Consider the following 16,461-nt stretch of genomic DNA (forward strand, 5'->3'; position numbering starts at 1 on the left):
GCGGGGAGCTTGCAAGATTTCTCTTGCGAGCTCCCCGCCCCGTTTAAAGAAGCAGGAAGAATACGGTCGTGCGACCGGATGTTCAGGCGAACAGACTACTTGGTGGAAGCGCGACGAGCCGCGCGAACCTCCGACTCAGCCTGTGCCTTTACTGCAGGGTCATCCGAAGTCAGGTTGGACTCGGCCTCGGAGAGGTTAACCTCGTCAGCCCAGATTGCCTTATCCGCGAGGATCGAAACCTTCGAGGTAGACACGGAAATGAACCCACCCTGTACCGAAGCGACAAGAACCTTGCCGTCTGCGGTCTTGATGGTCACCGTACCGTTGTTGACCAGCTGGCCAAGCAACGGCTGGTGTCCGGGCAGCACGCCGATCTCACCCTCGGTGGTCTGAGCAGAGACCAAAGTGGCCTTACCCTTCCAGAGCGGTCGCTCAACAGCAACCAGTTCAGCGGTGATTTCAGCCATGAGGATGCCCCTTACTTCTTCTGCATTTCAGCGTACTTCTTCTCGACATCGTCGAGGCCACCCAGGCCGTCGAAGGCCATCTCCGGGTAATTGTCGAAGTCACCCTTGCAGATGCGGTCGAAGGCAACAATGGTGTCCTTCAGCGGGACGTACGAACCAGGCAGACCCGTGAACTTCTCAGCAACGAAGAAGTTCTGACCCAAGAATCGCTGGATACGACGTGCACGCTGCACGGTCACCTTGTCCTCCTCAGACAGCTCGTCCATACCGAGGATGGCGATGATGTCCTGGAGTTCCTTGTTCTTCTGCAGGATGTTAATAACCTGCTGGGCAACGCGGTAGTGCTCCTCGCCGACGATCGACGGCTCGAGGATACGAGAAGTCGAAGTCAGCGGGTTCACTGCCGGGTAAATACCCTTCGATGCAATTGAGCGGTCGAGCTCGGTGGTTGCATCGAGGTGGGCGAAGGTCGTTGCCGGAGCCGGGTCGGTGTAGTCATCGGCAGGCACGTAGACGGCCTGCAGAGAGGTAATCGAACGGCCCTTGGTGGACGTAATGCGCTCCTGCAGAACACCCATCTCGTCAGCCAGGGTCGGCTGGTAGCCCACGGCGGAAGGCATACGACCCAGCAGGGTCGAAACCTCAGAACCGGCCTGGGTGAAACGGAAGATGTTGTCAATGAAGAGCAGCACGTCCTGGTGCTGAACATCGCGGAAGTACTCTGCCATGGTCAGACCCGACAGCGCGACGCGCATACGGACTCCCGGAGGCTCGTCCATCTGGCCGAAGACGAGGGCGGTGTCCTGGAGAACGCCCATCTCTTCCATTTCCAGGAAGAGGTCGGTGCCCTCACGGGTACGCTCACCAACACCGGCGAAGACCGAAGTACCGGAGAACTCGCGTGCAATACGCGTAATCATCTCCTGGATCAGAACGGTCTTACCGACACCGGCACCGCCGAACAGACCAATCTTGCCGCCCTTAACGTACGGGGTCAGCAGGTCGATGACCTTAATACCGGTTTCGAGAATCTCGGTCTTACCCTCGAGCTGGTCGAAGGCCGGCGGCTCACGGTGGATGCCCCACTGCTCACCATCGCGACCCAGGCCCGGCTCGTCCAGGCAGTCGCCCATTGCGTTAAAGACGTGACCCTTGACGACGTCACCAACCGGAACCGAAATCGGCTTACCGGTGTCCTTGACCTCTGCACCGCGGACCAGGCCGTCGGTCGGAGCCATAGCAATGGTACGAACCATGTTGTCACCGAGGTGCTGTGCAGTCTCGAGGACAATGGTCTTGGCGACCGAAGGAAGGGAAACTTCCACGGTCAGCGCGTTGTAAAGTGCCGGCAGTTCGTTACGCGGGAACTCCACGTCGACGACGGCACCGATGACACGCACAACACGGCCCACAGCCGTGGTGGTGTTCTGCTCACTTAGAGCTGTGCTCATATCTAGTCACTTTCTCCGCTGTCGTCGAGCGCACCGGCGCCACCGACGATTTCTGTGATTTCCTGGGTAATCTGTGCCTGACGTGCCTGGTTAGCAACACGCGAGAGGTCCTTGACCAGCTCGGTAGCGTTGTCCGTCGCAGACTTCATAGCGTTACGACGGGCAGCGGACTCAGAGGCAGCGGCCTCGAGCATCACTGCGAACAGGGTGCGGGACACGTACTGCGGCAGAAGCTCTGCCAACAGGGTGTCTGCATCAGGCTCGAATTCATAGTCCGGCTTGAGGTCATCTGATCCATCGGACAGCATGTCCTCGCCCTGAGCAATCTCGACATCCTCGTACACAGGCTCAATCGGGAGCATCTGGTGTGCACGCGGAATCTGAGAAAGCATGGACACGAATTCCGTGTAGACAACGTGGACCTGGTCAAAGCCCTGAACGGCCTCGCCGTTGGTGCCACGCAGGCCTTCGCGGTACTTGGCAGTGCCCTCGGCCGTAGCGTTGAAACCATCAATGAGGTGACGACGCACGTCGTGGGTTGCGGCGTAGTCCGGATCCTGGGAGAAGCCCTCCCACGTACCGGCCAGCTCGACACCACGGAAGTCGTAGTAGTCGGTGCCCTTACGGCCAGTCACGTAGAGAACGACCTCATGCCCTTGCTCTTCCAGAGCGGTACGCAGCTCTGCAGCTTTCTTCAGGACGTTGTGGTTGTAGCCGCCACACATGCCGCGGTCACTGGTGACAACCAGGACTGCAACACGCTGGTTACCCTCACGCTCTACGAGCATCGGGTGATCCAACGACGAAGCCGATGCGAGACGTCCGATGACCTTCTCGATTTCGTCGGCGTACGGCTGGGAGTCTGCCACGCGACGCTGCGCCTTGGTGATGCGCGAGGTTGCGATAAGCTCCTGGGCCTTGGTGATCTTCTTGGTCGAGTTCACCGACTTGATTCGGGCTCGAAGTTCACGAAGATTCGCCATGTCCTATTCCCTCCCTTCAATTGCGAAAACGGTCATTGAATAGCTCAACCTGCCTAGTTCTGGGCAGTCTTGCGGGAGACCGTAATCTGCTGCTTCTTGAGCTCGTCCTCGTCGAGTGCCTCGACCGGGGCCTCGGAAGCCAGCGGTGCGCCCTCAGAAGTCTGGAAGGACTTCTTGAAGTTAGCGGTAGCGGACTTCAGAGCCGCCTTGGACTCGTCAGAGAAGGCAACGCCGCCGTCAATCTGCTCGAAGACTGCAGGCTGAGTGTCCTGCAGGTGCTCAAGCAGCTCGGCCTCGAAGCGACGGACATCCTCAACCGGGACATCGTCGAATTCGCCCTCACCAGCGAGGTAGATGGAGGTCATCTGGTACTCGACCGGCTGCGGGTGGTTTTCCTTCTGCTTCAGCAGCTCAACCAGACGCTGACCGCGCTCCAGCTGACGCTTGGAGGCATCGTCCAGGTCGGAAGCGAACATTGCGAATGCTTCCAGGTCGCGGTAGGACGCGAGGTCCAGACGCAGGTTACCGGAAACCTTCTTCATGCCCTTGGTCTGTGCGGCACCACCAACACGGGAAACCGACACACCGACGTTAATAGCCGGGCGGACACCCTGGTTGAACAGGTCGGACTCGAGGAAGACCTGGCCGTCGGTAATGGAAATGACGTTGGTCGGAATGAAGGCCGACACGTCGTTTGCCTTGGTCTCGATGATCGGCAGTGCGGTCAGCGAGCCTGCACCCATGTCGTCGGAGAGCTTCGCAGCACGCTCCAGCAGACGGGAGTGGAGGTAGAAGACGTCACCCGGGTAAGCTTCGCGTCCCGGCGGGCGACGCAGCAGCAGCGAGATGGCACGGTAGGCCTCTGCCTGCTTAGTCAAATCATCGTAGATGACCAGGACGTGCTTGCCCTGGTACATCCAGTGCTGACCCAGTGCGGCGCCTGCGAATGGTGCAAGCCACTTGAAGCCTGCGGCATCCGACGCCGGGGCAGCAACGATGGTGGTGTACTCGAGTGCGCCCTGCTCCTCGAGGGTCTGACGCACACCAGCAATAGTGGAGCCCTTCTGACCGATAGCAACGTAGATGCATCGCACCTGCTTGCTCGGGTCACCGGACTCCCAGTTAGCCTTCTGGTTCAAAATGGTGTCCAGGCAGACCGCGGTCTTACCGGTCTTACGGTCACCAATGATCAGCTGACGCTGACCACGACCAATTGGGGTCATTGCGTCGATGGCCTTAATACCAGTAGCCATCGGCTCTTCAACCGGCTGACGCTGCAGCACGGTCGGTGCCTGCAGCTCGAGGACGCGGTCCTCTTCAGCCTCAATGTCGCCCAGGCCGTCAATCGGCTGGCCCAGGGGGTTAATTACGCGACCGAGGAACTTGTCCCCGACCGGAATCGAAAGGACGTCACCCGTCCGCTTTACCTCGTCACCCTCTTTAAGCGACTCGAAGTTACCCAGCACCACAACGCCGACCTTGTCAGTGTCGAGGTTCTGAGCGACGCCAATAACGCCGCCCGGGAACTCCAGAAGCTCATTCGTCATGACCGACGGCATTCCCGAAACCTGGGCGATACCATCAGCTGCACTGATAACAACGCCAACCTCCTCGCGGGAGGCCTCCGGGGAGTAGCTCGAGGTGTAGTTCGCAATCGCGCTACGGATCTCGTCGGAGGAGATCGTCAGCTCCGCCATGTTCTTCCTGCTCTCGGTAATATTCTTCCAGTGATTAATCGTCTAAACCATCCGTCAGCCGAGGCCGACGCGCAGCTTCTCAAGCTTTGTTGAAAGGCTACCGTCGATGACCTCGTCGCCAACCCGGATGACCAGTCCACCGAGAATCGACTTATCGATCACGGTGTGGATGGACATCGCCTTGCCGTAGACTCGGCCGAGCTTGTCCGCCAGTGCTCGCTCTTGCTCGTCAGAGACGGCCGTGGCACTGGTCACGCGAGCGACGACGTGGTTCCGCAGGCCGGCGGCTAGCCGGGACAGGGAGTCAATGTCGTCCGCGGGGCGCTTGGATGGGCGACCAACAGCCTGCAGTGCCAGGGTCTCGGTCACGGAAGTGACCTTGCCGTACAGCACAGAGGCGAGGAGCCCACGCTTGGCTTCGGGGGTTGCGGCCTTGTCGGCCAGCAGCTGTTCAAGCTGCGACTGCTCAGCCAGGATGTGTCCCAGTTGGAACAGCTCAGACTCAACAGTCTCAAGCTGTCCCTGGCCTTCGGCAGAGCGAAGGAGGGCGCGACGGCCCAGCTCTACCAAACCCTCACGCAGTTCACGCGGGGTGGACCATACCTGCGCGGCAGCATCCACGACGAGGTTAAGAGTCGTCTCAGATACCTTGCCCGCGAACAGGCTCCGGACAAGGCCGGAACGCTGTTCCGCAGTCGCCGAGGTGTCGGCGACAGCGACACGCAGGCCGCGGTCGGAGTCCAGGACCTCGACGATGTCGAAAAGCTCGGAACCAGTCTGAGCAGCCTGAGTAACAGCAACATTGTCGCCACCGATAGCGGCGTCCAGTCGCTGGCTAAGGGCTGCCAGGGATTCGCGGCTTGCTGCGTGCATGTCGCCTACTTTCCGGCCGGGGCCACGGTGTCAAGGTTGGACAAGAAGTTATCAATCGTCGACGAGTTACGAACGTCGTCGGAGAGCTGCTCGCCCAGAAGGCGCTCAGCCAGATTGATGGAGTTCTGGCCCATTTCCTTGCGCAGCTCTGCGACTACCTGCTCACGCTGGGCAGCGAGCTGCTTTTCACCGGACTCGATGATTCGTGCGCTCTCGTCATTGGCCTTGGTCGTAGCGTCTGCAATGATGCGCTGGCCCTGTGCACGGGCTTCGTCGCGAATCTTTGCTGCTTCAGTACGGGCCTCTGCGAGCTGACTGTTGTACTTTTCCAGAGCGGCCTTCGCCTCGGCCTGTGCAGCCTCAGCGCGCTCAATGCCGCCCTCAATCCGGTCCTCCCGCTCGGTCAGGACCTCCTGGAACTTCGGAAGAACGAGCTTCCAGAAGAGAACCAGGATAACTACCAGCGGGACAACGGACCAGACGATGTCATAGGTCTTTGGCAGCAACGGGTCAACGGACTCTCCCATCGGGAGGTCACCCGCCGCTAGCAAAAAGGTGAAATCTGTCATGGTTTACGTGTTCTCCGCTTGAAGGTCCGGACTTAGAAAACGAAGCCTGCGACCAGGCCGATCAGGGCGAGAGCCTCAGTGAAGGCGATACCCAGGAACATGGTGGTACGCAGCTGGCCGGCCATCTCAGGCTGGCGTGCCATACCCTCAACGGTCTTGCCGGCGACGATACCGATACCGAGGCCCGGGCCCAGGGTGGACAGACCGTAACCGATGGTCTTCAGGCCAGCGTTGGTGTCGACAGCCTGGACAGCGTCCTGGGCGGAGAGGATGACGTCGTTCATTATGAACCGTTCCCTTTCTTAAAGGATGGCCCCGGATTAAAGATTGTTCTAAGTAGGCCCGGGGCTTTGTGGGTCAAGTGGGTCTTGCTATTAAATTGGCGAGGCCTTGTTGCCGAATGTGCGGCCTCATTAGTTATGGGTTAGTGCTCGTCTGCGTGCAGCGACAGTTCGATGTAGACGGCGCTCAGCAGGGCAAAGATGTATGCCTGCAGGAAAATCACCAGCATCTCGAACAGCGTGAATGCTACCGCAGCGACAAGGGTCAACCCGGACAGGGCGGTCCAACCATTCAGCTGCCAGAAGAAGAAGTTCGTGGCACCGAAAAGCAGGACTAGAACCATGTGGCCCGCCAGCATGTTGGCCATCAGACGGATGGTCAGCGTAACTGGGCGGAGAACGAAGTTGGAGAAAATCTCGATCGGCACCACGATGAGGTGGAGTACCGGTGGCAAGTTCGGAATAACAACTGCCGACTTCACAAACTTGAAGAAGCCCATCTTCTTCGAGCCTGCGTAAATGAAGGCAACGTATGCGAACAGGGCCAGAACCAGTGGCATACCGATTCGGGCGTTCGGCGAAATATTGAGGCCAGGAATAATAGCCGCAATATTCATCGAGATAACAAGGAAGAAGATGGTGGCCAGAACCGGAAGGAAACGACGCCCCTCCTTCTTACCCAGAATCTCCTCCGCGATGTGGATGCGGACGAAGTCCAGCATCAACTCCGCAACGTTCTGCAGACCAGTCGGCACGAGCTTCGGACGACGCATTGCGACGACGAAGAACACGGCGACGATCACGGCCATCAAAAGACGAACAATCATCAGACGATCCATGGCGTACCAGTCGCCACTGCCACCTAAGATGAAGTCGCCAAATTGTTCACCCGGGAAATACTCCTCCTGCAAGTTGGGTGAGTGAAACTCACCCCGCATCTCGGCAAGTGTTGTAACGCTCAGCGTTCTCTCCCGTGATTGGGCCGCTAGAACTATTGTCAAGCGGTGCGAAGGACGTCATTTAACGTGTCGCGCCGCGGATTCCATTCGCTCATCAGCACGGCGCTCACGGGGACCGTACCTGTGGAAATGATAGTTATTTCGATACAGGCCGTCTTACCCGAAACTCAGGATAACAGTTCTGACTCATTTTCCCCACCCGGTACACCCCCGTGTTTCCGACCCCGAAACCAACAAAGAGGCCGACACCCTCTGTGGGTTTCGGCCTCTATTTGTGGCATCTTCTGCACAAACTCGGCAATCTGCTTATTACCTGCGGTTTTAGAAGCGCATTACAGCCTCTCAGCAGGTCAACAAGTTATTAACGAGCTATTCGTCCTTCATTGGTTGCACATAAGTGAGGTTAGATTGCGACATTCCCCACACTTCTGCGCCAAGCGTCACCATCAGCGTAAGTACAACAGTGACGAAGAAAGTCATGTTGTCATAAAACTCAAGATTTCTAATAACGACCAAGACGCCAATTAGCACCACAATCTTCAACAGCCAGCCCCCCAGCACAACAGCGAGCGTGACAGACGGGGAAGTTCGAGCAGTAAAGAGGATGCCTAGAACGGTAAGCAATACGAAGGTTCCGCTAATGCCCGCGCCAAGGAGTACGCCCCACACGCCGGGCATACCGTTTTTTCCACCCCAGACCAGCAGCGAAAGCACGGTAATCACAGCGAGCGCAATTGCGCCCGAGCGAGCAGCAGCCAGCAGCGGTCGCCGCGAATCGTCGTATTTAGACTCGGGCTCCGGAGTTGTTTTTTCAGTCACAGTCGAAGATTGTACCTTCTGCGTCCACGTCGACGTCCCATAACCTGCCGGCCCCCACTTCCCCGTCTTGGACGCGCTCCGCTTGAACGGTCGTCGGCAAGCGCATTGCGACGGCGGAGGGTGAAGATAACCGCAACAATGAGCAGGAACCCAAAGGTGAGAGCAACGAATTCGAAGGGGAAAATGGTGGTGGCAACGGCGGCGTACGCGACGACCGACACCCATAGGTAGAGCACCAATACCACGCGGCGATGACTGTGTCCCATCGACAGTAGGCGGTGGTGAATATGCATTTTGTCCGGCGAGAAGGGTGACTTGCCCTGGCTAACGCGGCGAACAACAGCCAGCAGCAAGTCGAGCATTGGCACACTAATTGCGGCGATGACGACCACAATCGGTGAGATCAGGGCGATGACGTCGGCAGTGCCGTACATGGAGGGCGCGATGCGTCCCGACGCCGACACCGATGCCGCTGCGAGAAGCAGGCCAATCATCATGGCGCCGGAATCACCCATAAAAATGCGTGCCGGCTCGAAGTTGTGCGGCAAGAAGCCCAGGCAAGCGCCAAGGAGACACGCGGAAATCATCGCGGGTGGATAGGCAGAGACGGTGCCGCCTTGGTCGTGGAGCATGACCATCGAATAGACAAGGATTGCCGCCGCGGCAATCATACCGAGTCCCGCCGCGAGACCATCGATGCCGTCTACAAAGTTGAAGGCGTTAATCAGCGCCACAGTAAAGAGAACAGTCAAGACTGTGGACATGATTGGGTCGAGAATAAGCGTGGCACCACCACTAAATGGGATATAGAGCAAATACCAGTTGACACCCATAAATGACATCAAAAGTGCCGCCGCAACCTGCCCTATAAGTTTAGTGATGGCATCTAGGTCAAAGAGATCATCCCAAATACCGACAATCAGCAATAGCGACGCAGCCGCCACAACTGCCCTCATATCTGGAGTCATGGGCGGAAAACCACGGGTGAGAGCCGGCATCACCGAGGCAAGGGCGATAGCTGCGACCACCCCGGAGTACATCGCCACGCCTCCGAGCCTGGGCTTCGGAATATCGTGGACATCGCGCGTGCGGGGCGCATCCAACCAGCCCGAGCGAACCAGCACATAACGCACTACTCCAGTGAGCAAATAACTGACAGCAGCGGAAACTAAAACGAGCATGGCGAGCTCTCGGATGGGCACACCTGCCCCACCCGACTGGGCTGCCAATAAGCTCATGTCCGCCACTAGGTACTACTCACCCACACAATCGCTGCAGATACTAAACAGGAAAGACTTTAGGTAGCCAAGATTACTGCCCCAGCAGTCGCTCGGGTGTCGTACTCAAAACCTCGGCAACCGCCGCAGCCGACACAGCGCCTTCGCGCAGAATCCTCGGCACCGGAGTCGAGATATCGACAATCGTCGATGGGGTCCCAATCGTGGCTTCGCCGCCGTCGACGTAGACAGCCGCTTCCCCACCGAGCATCTGCTTGGCACGCACGGCATTGGTGGCCGGTGCCTGGCCGGAGATGTTCGCGCTGGATACCGCCATCGGACCGGTTCGGCGCAGAATCTCGATGGCGATTGGGTGCAGCGGCATGCGCAGCATGACCGTACCCGCGGTATCACCAAGGTTCCACGGCAAGCTCGGCGCCTGGTTCACAACCAGCGAAAGGCCACCCGGCCAGAAAGCCTCCACCAGCGTGCGAGCAGCTGGTGAGTATTCGCGGACGAGCCCCTCAATCGTGCTCCAGGAACCCACCAGCACCGGCACCGGCATATCTGGGCCGCGGTGTTTAGCACGCAGCAAGGAGGCAACGGCCTGGTTATCAAAGGCATCGCAGCCAAGGCCGTAGACGGTATCGGTAGGCATTACGACCAGCCGTCCTGCCTTCACAGCATCTACTGCTGCTGCAATTGCGCGTTCGCGGTTTTCATCTGTGCTGCAGTCCATAATCCTGCTCATCAGATTTTTGCTCCTGCTTCAAAGTTTGCTTTTAAGATCAATTCTTGCGTCCCACCGTAAAACGATCACGGCCTGCAAAGTCACGGCGGACCTCTACATCAGCGTAATCCCAGGTTTCCTTCAGCAGTGAACTGACGTCACTGCCCGAAGAGTCATCGTGCTCAATGCCGATGACTCCACCCGGCCGCACCAGCGCATCCACTAGGTTAATCATAGGTCGAATGACATCTAGCCCATCGTCGCCGCCAAAGACCGCAGAGTGCGGATCAGCTCTCACCTCGGGGTCAACCTCCGTGTCTTCGGGCACATATGGAGGGTTGGACACAACAATGTCGGTCTCGCCTACCCAATCTGCGAGCTCACCGCCATCATCAATCAGCTGAACATCCGTGACATCGCCAGAAACTAGGTGCACACGCCCATTGCCATACGTCTCGATGTTCTTCGCAGCCCACGCCCGTGCCCGCTCAGAGAGCTCTACAGCCACCACGTCCGCTTCGGGTACGGCGTCGGCAATCGCCAACGCCAGCGCCCCAGATCCGGTACACAGGTCAACGATTTTCGGCTTGACGACGCCACTTGCGACCAGTTCACGGGCTCGATCGATTGCCCACTGCGCAAGCAGTTCCGTCTCTGGCCGGGGCACAAAAACACCGAGCCCAACCTGTAGTTCCAGGCTCATCATCGGCGCTGTACCGATGATGTGCTGCAGTGGCTCACGAGCCACTCTGCGGGCCAGCATCTCTGCCAAATGCTTGCGACCGGCCTCATCGGTGTACGGTTCGTCTCCGCGGAAGATAATGTCTGCCGGTCCCGCATTGACTGCGGCTGCAAATAGCGCCCGTGCGTCGGCATCCGGAGAAGCCAGCGCCGCGTCGTTAAGCGTGCGACGCGCATAGCGAAACAGCTCGCCGAGAGTACGGACGGAATCCGGTAACGTCGGCGAGCTATTTTCTGCGGGCGTGGGACTACTCGGCTTCAAGACGCTCAGCGCGCTCCGCGTCGTGGAGGGCCTTGAGCAGGTCATCCATGTCGCCGCCCAGCACCGAGTCCAGGTTATGAGCCTTGTAACCGATGCGATGATCGGAAACGCGGTTCTCCGGGAAGTTATAAGTGCGGATGCGCTCGGAGCGATCCATGTTGCGCACCTGAGACTTACGCTGGTCAGAGGCGGCCTCGGCGATCTCCTCCTCCTTCATCTGCTGCAGTCGAGCAGCAAGGACCTGCATAGCGCGGGCCTTGTTCTGAATCTGAGAGCGTTCCTTCTGACAGGTAACGACGAGACCGGTCGGCAGGTGAGTGAGGCGAACGGCGGAGTCAGTGGTGTTAACACCCTGACCACCCTTACCGGAGGAGCGGTAGACGTCGACACGCAGATCCTTCTCATCAATCTGAATGTCCTCGACCTCGTCGGGCTCCGGGTAGACCAGCACACCAGCGGCGGAGGTCTGGATACGGCCCTGCGATTCGGTGACCGGCACGCGCTGCACGCGGTGAACGCCACCTTCGAACTTGAACACGCTCCACGCGCCGTCGCGGGACGGAGTCTTGGCACGGATGGACATGGTCATGTCCTTTACACCGCCGAGATCGGACTCGGACAGGCCGAGGATTTCGGTGGTGAAGCCGTGCTTTTCAGCGTAGCGCTGGTACATGCGTGCGAGCTCACCTGCGAAGAGCGCTGCCTCCTCACCGCCGGCACCGGACTTGAGCTCCATCACGATGTCATCGCTGTCGTGCGGATCGCGCGGAGCCAGCAGGTCAGCGAGCTTCTCCTCGAGCTCCTCTGCCTCGGCAGCGAGACGCTCAGCCTCAGCTGCAAACTCGGAGTCCTCGTAAGCCATCTCGCGCGCTGCCTCCAGGTCATCCTGGACTTCAGTCAGCTTCTTGTGAGTCTGAATGACCGGCTGCAACTCATTGAAGCGCTTGCCGACCTTACGGGCAGCCTTCGGGTCGTTGTGCAGTTCGGGGTCAGCCAGCTGAGCCTCGAGCCCGTGATACTCGGAGAGGATGTCGTCAACTGCGGAAACCTGATTAGCCATTGAATATTCCTTCAGATTGTGATGGGTGAAATGCTGGTTGGTGCTGTGGTTTCGGACGGGGTGGCGCTGTCGCACCGCTGGCACTGTGGCACCGCCCCTTGTGGCTAACCCCAGCTAAAGCATGTCATCCACATCAACGTCGGCGGCCATTGGCGCAGAAGAAGCCACCTGCATCAGGAATTCCTTGTTGTTACGGGTCTTCTTCAGCTGCTTAATCAGCAGGTCGATAGCTGCCTGCAATTCCAGCGCGGAGAGGATGCGGCGCAGCTTGTGCATCACGCGAGCCTCCTCCGTACTCAGCAGCAGCTCATCCTTACGAGTACCCGACGGGTTGACATCCACTGCCGGGAACACGCGGCGCTCGGAGATTTTACGGTCGAGCTTCAGCTCAGCGTTACCGGTGCCCTTGAACTCCTCGAAGATAACGGTGTCACCTGCGGAACCGGTCTCTACCATCGCGGTGGCGATGATGGTGAGGCTGCCACCTTCTTCGATGTTTCGAGCAGCACCCAAGAAGCGCTTCGGTGGGTACAGAGCGTTGGAGTCCACACCACCGGAGAGGATTCGTCCCGATGCCGGCGAAGAGTTGTTGTACGCACGTCCAAGGCGGGTAATGGAGTCCAGCAGTACGACGACGTCCTGCCCCTGTTCCACCAGACGCTTTGCGCGCTCGATAGCCAACTCGGCCACTGCTGTGTGATCTGACGGCGGGCGATCGAAGGTGGAGGCAATGACCTCGCCACGGACACTACGCTGCATGTCGGTGACTTCCTCCGGGCGCTCGTCGACAAGCACGACCATCATGTAGCACTCGGGATTGTTCGTCGCGATAGCGTTCGCGATGTTCTGCAGGATCGTGGTCTTACCAGCCTTTGGCGGCGAAACGATGAGCGCACGCTGCCCCTTACCAATCGGCATAATCAGGTCGATGACGCGAGTGGTGAGGATCTTCTGCTCGGTCTCCAGACGCAGACGACGGTTCGGGTACAGCGGAGTGAGCTTAGCGAAGTTCGGGCGCTGCTTTGCCTGCTCCAGATCGAGGCCGTTTATGGTTTCGACCTTGACCAGCGGGTTGTACTTGCGACGATTACGGCCGTTGCCATGAGTGACCTGGCCTGAGCCATTCTCGCGCGGCATGCGGACCTGCCCCGTGACGGCATCGCCCTTGCGCAGGCCGTACTTACGAACCATTTGCGCGGACACCAGCACATCGTTAGAGCCCGGCAGGTAGCCGGACGTGCGCACGAATGCGGTCTTGTTATCTAGCACATCGACGATGCCAGCCACCGGCTGAAGAACGTCATCCTCACGGATCTCGTCCTGACCACCGTGTCCCCCACCGTTGTTATCGCGTCCGCGACGGTCGCGGCGATTGCGACGGTTGCGGCGGTTACGGTTGCCACGACCTTCATCGTCATGGTTGTTGCGATCGTTATTTCGATTGTTGTTGCGGCCACGACGGTTGTTGCGGTTGCCACGACCGTCATCGTCGTTGTCTCGATCGTGGTTGTTGCGATCGTTGCGGTTATTGCGGTCGTTGCGATCACCGCGTTCATTACGATCATTACGATCATTGCGGTTGTCCTTACGATCACCGCGATCACCGCGATCATTACGATTGTCGTTACGCTCACCGCGGTCGTTGCCGTTATCGGAATCGTCGCGGCTATCGTTACTGCGATCGTCCTGATTCTCCTGGTCGCGCTGACGAGCACGGTTACGACGATTTCGACGCTGCTGAGAGCGGGACATCTCCTCGCGACCATCCGCGTTGGCGTCGTCACGCTTGTCGTTGCCCTTGTCGCTCTTGTCGGCGCTCTTGCTGGAATCCCTGTCCGCGCTTTCCGACGGCGATTCCTTGGCATCCTTCACCTTGGAACCGGTATCCGCAGCCCCAGCCGCAGCCTTCTTCGCGCGGGATTTCCGAGCAGGCGCGGAACCAGCAGCCGGGGCACCATTCTTGATGGCCTCAATCAGCTCATGCTTGCGCATGGCGGAGATGCCGCGAATGCCCTTGCTGGAAGCGATTTCACGCAGTTCTGCCATTCGGAGGGCCGCAAGATTCTCTGGGCCGCCTGCCGTGGCAGTGGTGTCCGTATCGGTCACGGATGTCCTTTCATCGACCTTCCCTGCAGTCACTCTCTACAGGGGCTATGTCATTGACACTTTTTCGTTCTTACTGCCCGCCACCGCGTGTGCTCCGTCGTCGAACCTTTACCACGGGCGGAAAAATATCCGCAGCTGGCGGGAAATTATCGAAAAAGCCAGGCAAAAGGCCTCGACGTTGAAACTAAACCGAGGCATCTTGCCTACATTATTTCCGCATCTCAAACCCGAGCGTCCAGGTCGAAGATAGTTAGGAAATTTTAGGTCCACAGCACCGCAAGACTATGTAGTCGCACTACTGATTTATGTGTTTTCAATGTCACGTTGCGCCATCGCGTTGTGTGAGCAACAGCGAAGGTCAACGGCATGCGGAGTACATGAAGAAGTACGTATCTAACCGCGTATTGAAAACGACCTATTGCCCAAGGATAGTCACCAAATAGTCAGGTAGCAACACTAGTTCTCACCTGCGTTTCGCTAGGTCGCGCGGCTGCGAGTCGGTACTGTAGAGCTTATGCGCAGTACGATGCCTCATATTCCTCTCAATATCGCTCAGATTGTGGAATACGGTCGCACCATTCACGGTCGGACTCCGGTGACCTCCTGGAACAGTGACGGACCCGAGACCACCACTTTTGCCGCCCTCGCCGCGCGCGCAAGTGCGCTGGCACATGCACTTCGAGATGAGCTCGGTATCGACGGCGACCAACGCATCGCTACCCTGATGTACAACTGCGCAGAACACTTCGAGGTCTTCCTCGGCGTTGCCTCTATGGGCGCAGTATTCCAGCCGCTGAACAAGCAGCTCATGCCGGATCAGATTGTGCACATTATCAATCACGCCGATGACCAGGTCATTATCGCGGACCAGACCGAGATTGAACTGCTCGCCGAAGTTCTTCCGCACTGCCCGTGCGTCCGCGCTGTCATCATTATCGGTATCGGAGATCTGTCCGACGTGGCCGAGCACCTGCCAGATGGCATCCCGTGGTACTCCTACGAATCACTCATCGACGGACGCCCTAGCCGCTTCGACTGGCCTGAGCTCGACGAAAACTCCGGCGCAGCCATGTGCTACTCGACGGGTACCGAGGGCGCACCTAAAGGTGTCGTCTACAGCCACCGCTCGCTGTACTTGCACAGCCTGAATATGCGCACCACTGACTCCTTTTCAATTTCGCACGGAAACCCGTGGCTGTGCTGTGTGCCCATTTATCACGTCCTGTCCTGGGGCGTGCCGCTGGCCTCCTTCATGTGCGGGGCATCGCTGATTTTCCCCGGCGCGGACCTCTCCGCGCCACGTCTGGCAGAAATCATCGAATCCTCAATGCCACGCGTAGCTCAGGGTGTGCCGACGCTGTGGATTAACCTCATGGCGCACTACCTCAGCAATCCTCCGAAGCGCATGAGTCTGCAGGAGATTTTCTCGGGCGGGTCCCCTGTTCCACCTGCGCTGATTCGACTATGGGAAGAGCGTTACGGTGTCGACGTCATCCACTTCTGGGGCATGACCGAGACTTCGCCTATCGGTACCGTGGCACGCCCTCCGTACGGAGCCTCCGGTGAGGCCCGCGAACGCTACCGTGTCAGCCAAGGGCGTTTCCCGGACATCATGCAGTTCCGCATTGTTGATGACAACGACCGCGTGCTCGACCTGCATGACCGCAACCAGGGGGAGCTGCAGGTGCGCGGCAACACGGTCACCGGAGGCTACTACAGCTCTCCGGAGGCTCAAGCTGGAGGCACCGCTCACTTCTTCCGCGGTGCGGAGGTCGACGAGGCTAGCGAACAGTTCACCGAGGACGGCTGGCTACGCACTGGCGATGTCGGCTCGATTACTCACGACGGCTACCTGACTATTCATGACCGTGCTCGCGATGTCATTCGCTCTGGTGGCGAGTGGATCTACTCTGCCCAGCTGGAGAACTTCGTAATGGAAAGCCCACAGGTACTCGAGTGCGCGATTATCGGCATGCCAGATAAAAAGTGGGGTGAGCGCCCGCTGGCAATTACGGTGCTGATGCCGGAAGTTGAACCGAGCAAAGAGACCGCGGAAATGCTCCGCGATGAGCTGCGGCCAAAGCTGCCGAAGTGGATGCTGCCGGAATACTGGGCCTTCGTGGACTCAATCGATAAGACCTCAGTGGGCAAGTTCGACAAGAAAGACCTGCGCTCGCACTTGAGCGCAGGCCAGTACAGCATCGTGAAACTGAAAGGGCCGGGCGAAAAGTAGGTGGTAGGCTAAG

15 protein-coding genes are annotated in these 16,461 nt (G+C 58.6%); 1 reads left to right on the forward strand and 14 read right to left on the reverse strand.

What is annotated here, in order from left to right:
• Positions 1 to 95: 95 nt before the first annotated feature.
• The 14 genes from HMPREF2614_RS02310 to rho form a co-directional block, all read right to left on the reverse strand.
• Complete coding sequence (locus HMPREF2614_RS02310; protein ID WP_038628479.1) at positions 96 to 467, reverse strand: F0F1 ATP synthase subunit epsilon; 372 nt, start codon at positions 465 to 467, stop codon at positions 96 to 98.
• Positions 468 to 478: 11 nt separating this feature from the next.
• Entirely contained in the window at positions 479 to 1,918 is a 1,440-nt protein-coding gene (gene atpD / locus HMPREF2614_RS02315; RefSeq protein WP_038628477.1) for a F0F1 ATP synthase subunit beta, read from the reverse strand.
• Between the two features lie 2 nt (positions 1,919 to 1,920).
• Complete coding sequence (locus tag HMPREF2614_RS02320; RefSeq protein ID WP_038628474.1) at positions 1,921 to 2,901, reverse strand: F0F1 ATP synthase subunit gamma; 981 nt, start codon at positions 2,899 to 2,901, stop codon at positions 1,921 to 1,923.
• Positions 2,902 to 2,954: 53 nt separating this feature from the next.
• Positions 2,955 to 4,598: a F0F1 ATP synthase subunit alpha gene (gene atpA / locus HMPREF2614_RS02325; protein ID WP_038628471.1), complete on the reverse strand. Its 1,644-nt coding sequence runs from the start codon at positions 4,596 to 4,598 to the stop codon at positions 2,955 to 2,957.
• A 54-nt stretch (positions 4,599 to 4,652) separates the two neighbouring features.
• Positions 4,653 to 5,471 (reverse strand): F0F1 ATP synthase subunit delta, encoded by an 819-nt coding sequence (locus tag HMPREF2614_RS02330; RefSeq protein ID WP_070560022.1) that lies wholly within the window; start codon positions 5,469 to 5,471, stop codon positions 4,653 to 4,655.
• A gap of 5 nt (positions 5,472 to 5,476) precedes the next feature.
• Positions 5,477 to 6,040, reverse strand: a complete 564-nt coding sequence (locus HMPREF2614_RS02335; protein ID WP_038628467.1) for a F0F1 ATP synthase subunit B — start codon at positions 6,038 to 6,040, stop codon at positions 5,477 to 5,479.
• Between the two features lie 32 nt (positions 6,041 to 6,072).
• A complete protein-coding gene (locus HMPREF2614_RS02340; protein WP_016422456.1) occupies positions 6,073 to 6,324 on the reverse strand; it encodes an ATP synthase F0 subunit C in 252 nt (83 codons plus the stop codon).
• 140 nt (positions 6,325 to 6,464) lie between these two features.
• On the reverse strand, positions 6,465 to 7,259 hold the full coding sequence (atpB, locus tag HMPREF2614_RS02345) for a F0F1 ATP synthase subunit A (protein WP_016422455.1): 795 nt from the start codon (positions 7,257 to 7,259) through the stop codon (positions 6,465 to 6,467).
• A 390-nt stretch (positions 7,260 to 7,649) separates the two neighbouring features.
• Positions 7,650 to 8,099 carry a Cg1360 family ATP-synthase-associated protein gene (locus HMPREF2614_RS02350; protein WP_038628464.1) on the reverse strand — a complete coding sequence of 150 codons (450 nt, stop codon included), beginning with the start codon at positions 8,097 to 8,099 and terminating at the stop codon, positions 7,650 to 7,652.
• Positions 8,096 to 9,328: an MraY family glycosyltransferase gene (locus HMPREF2614_RS02355; protein WP_371325816.1), complete on the reverse strand. Its 1,233-nt coding sequence runs from the start codon at positions 9,326 to 9,328 to the stop codon at positions 8,096 to 8,098. The genes HMPREF2614_RS02350 and HMPREF2614_RS02355 overlap by 4 nt, the downstream gene beginning before the upstream one ends.
• A gap of 82 nt (positions 9,329 to 9,410) precedes the next feature.
• Entirely contained in the window at positions 9,411 to 10,067 is a 657-nt protein-coding gene (locus tag HMPREF2614_RS02360) for an L-threonylcarbamoyladenylate synthase (RefSeq protein WP_038628463.1), read from the reverse strand.
• Between the two features lie 37 nt (positions 10,068 to 10,104).
• Positions 10,105 to 11,049 (reverse strand): peptide chain release factor N(5)-glutamine methyltransferase, encoded by a 945-nt coding sequence (prmC, locus tag HMPREF2614_RS02365; RefSeq protein ID WP_070560026.1) that lies wholly within the window; start codon positions 11,047 to 11,049, stop codon positions 10,105 to 10,107.
• Positions 11,036 to 12,109 (reverse strand): peptide chain release factor 1, encoded by a 1,074-nt coding sequence (gene prfA, locus HMPREF2614_RS02370; protein ID WP_005509382.1) that lies wholly within the window; start codon positions 12,107 to 12,109, stop codon positions 11,036 to 11,038. The genes prmC and prfA overlap by 14 nt, the downstream gene beginning before the upstream one ends.
• Before the next feature lie 114 nt (positions 12,110 to 12,223).
• Entirely contained in the window at positions 12,224 to 14,215 is a 1,992-nt protein-coding gene (rho, locus tag HMPREF2614_RS02375; RefSeq protein ID WP_070560028.1) for a transcription termination factor Rho, read from the reverse strand.
• Between the two features lie 514 nt (positions 14,216 to 14,729).
• On the opposite strand from rho, the gene HMPREF2614_RS02380 reads away from it, so the two are divergent.
• Positions 14,730 to 16,448 (forward strand): long-chain fatty-acid--CoA ligase, encoded by a 1,719-nt coding sequence (locus tag HMPREF2614_RS02380; protein WP_070560031.1) that lies wholly within the window; start codon positions 14,730 to 14,732, stop codon positions 16,446 to 16,448.
• The last annotated feature ends 13 nt before the right edge of the window (positions 16,449 to 16,461 follow it).

Origin of the sequence: Corynebacterium sp. HMSC074C11, from assembly GCF_001809455.1 — a bacterium.
In the GTDB taxonomy this organism is placed as follows: domain Bacteria; phylum Actinomycetota; class Actinomycetes; order Mycobacteriales; family Mycobacteriaceae; genus Corynebacterium; species Corynebacterium amycolatum.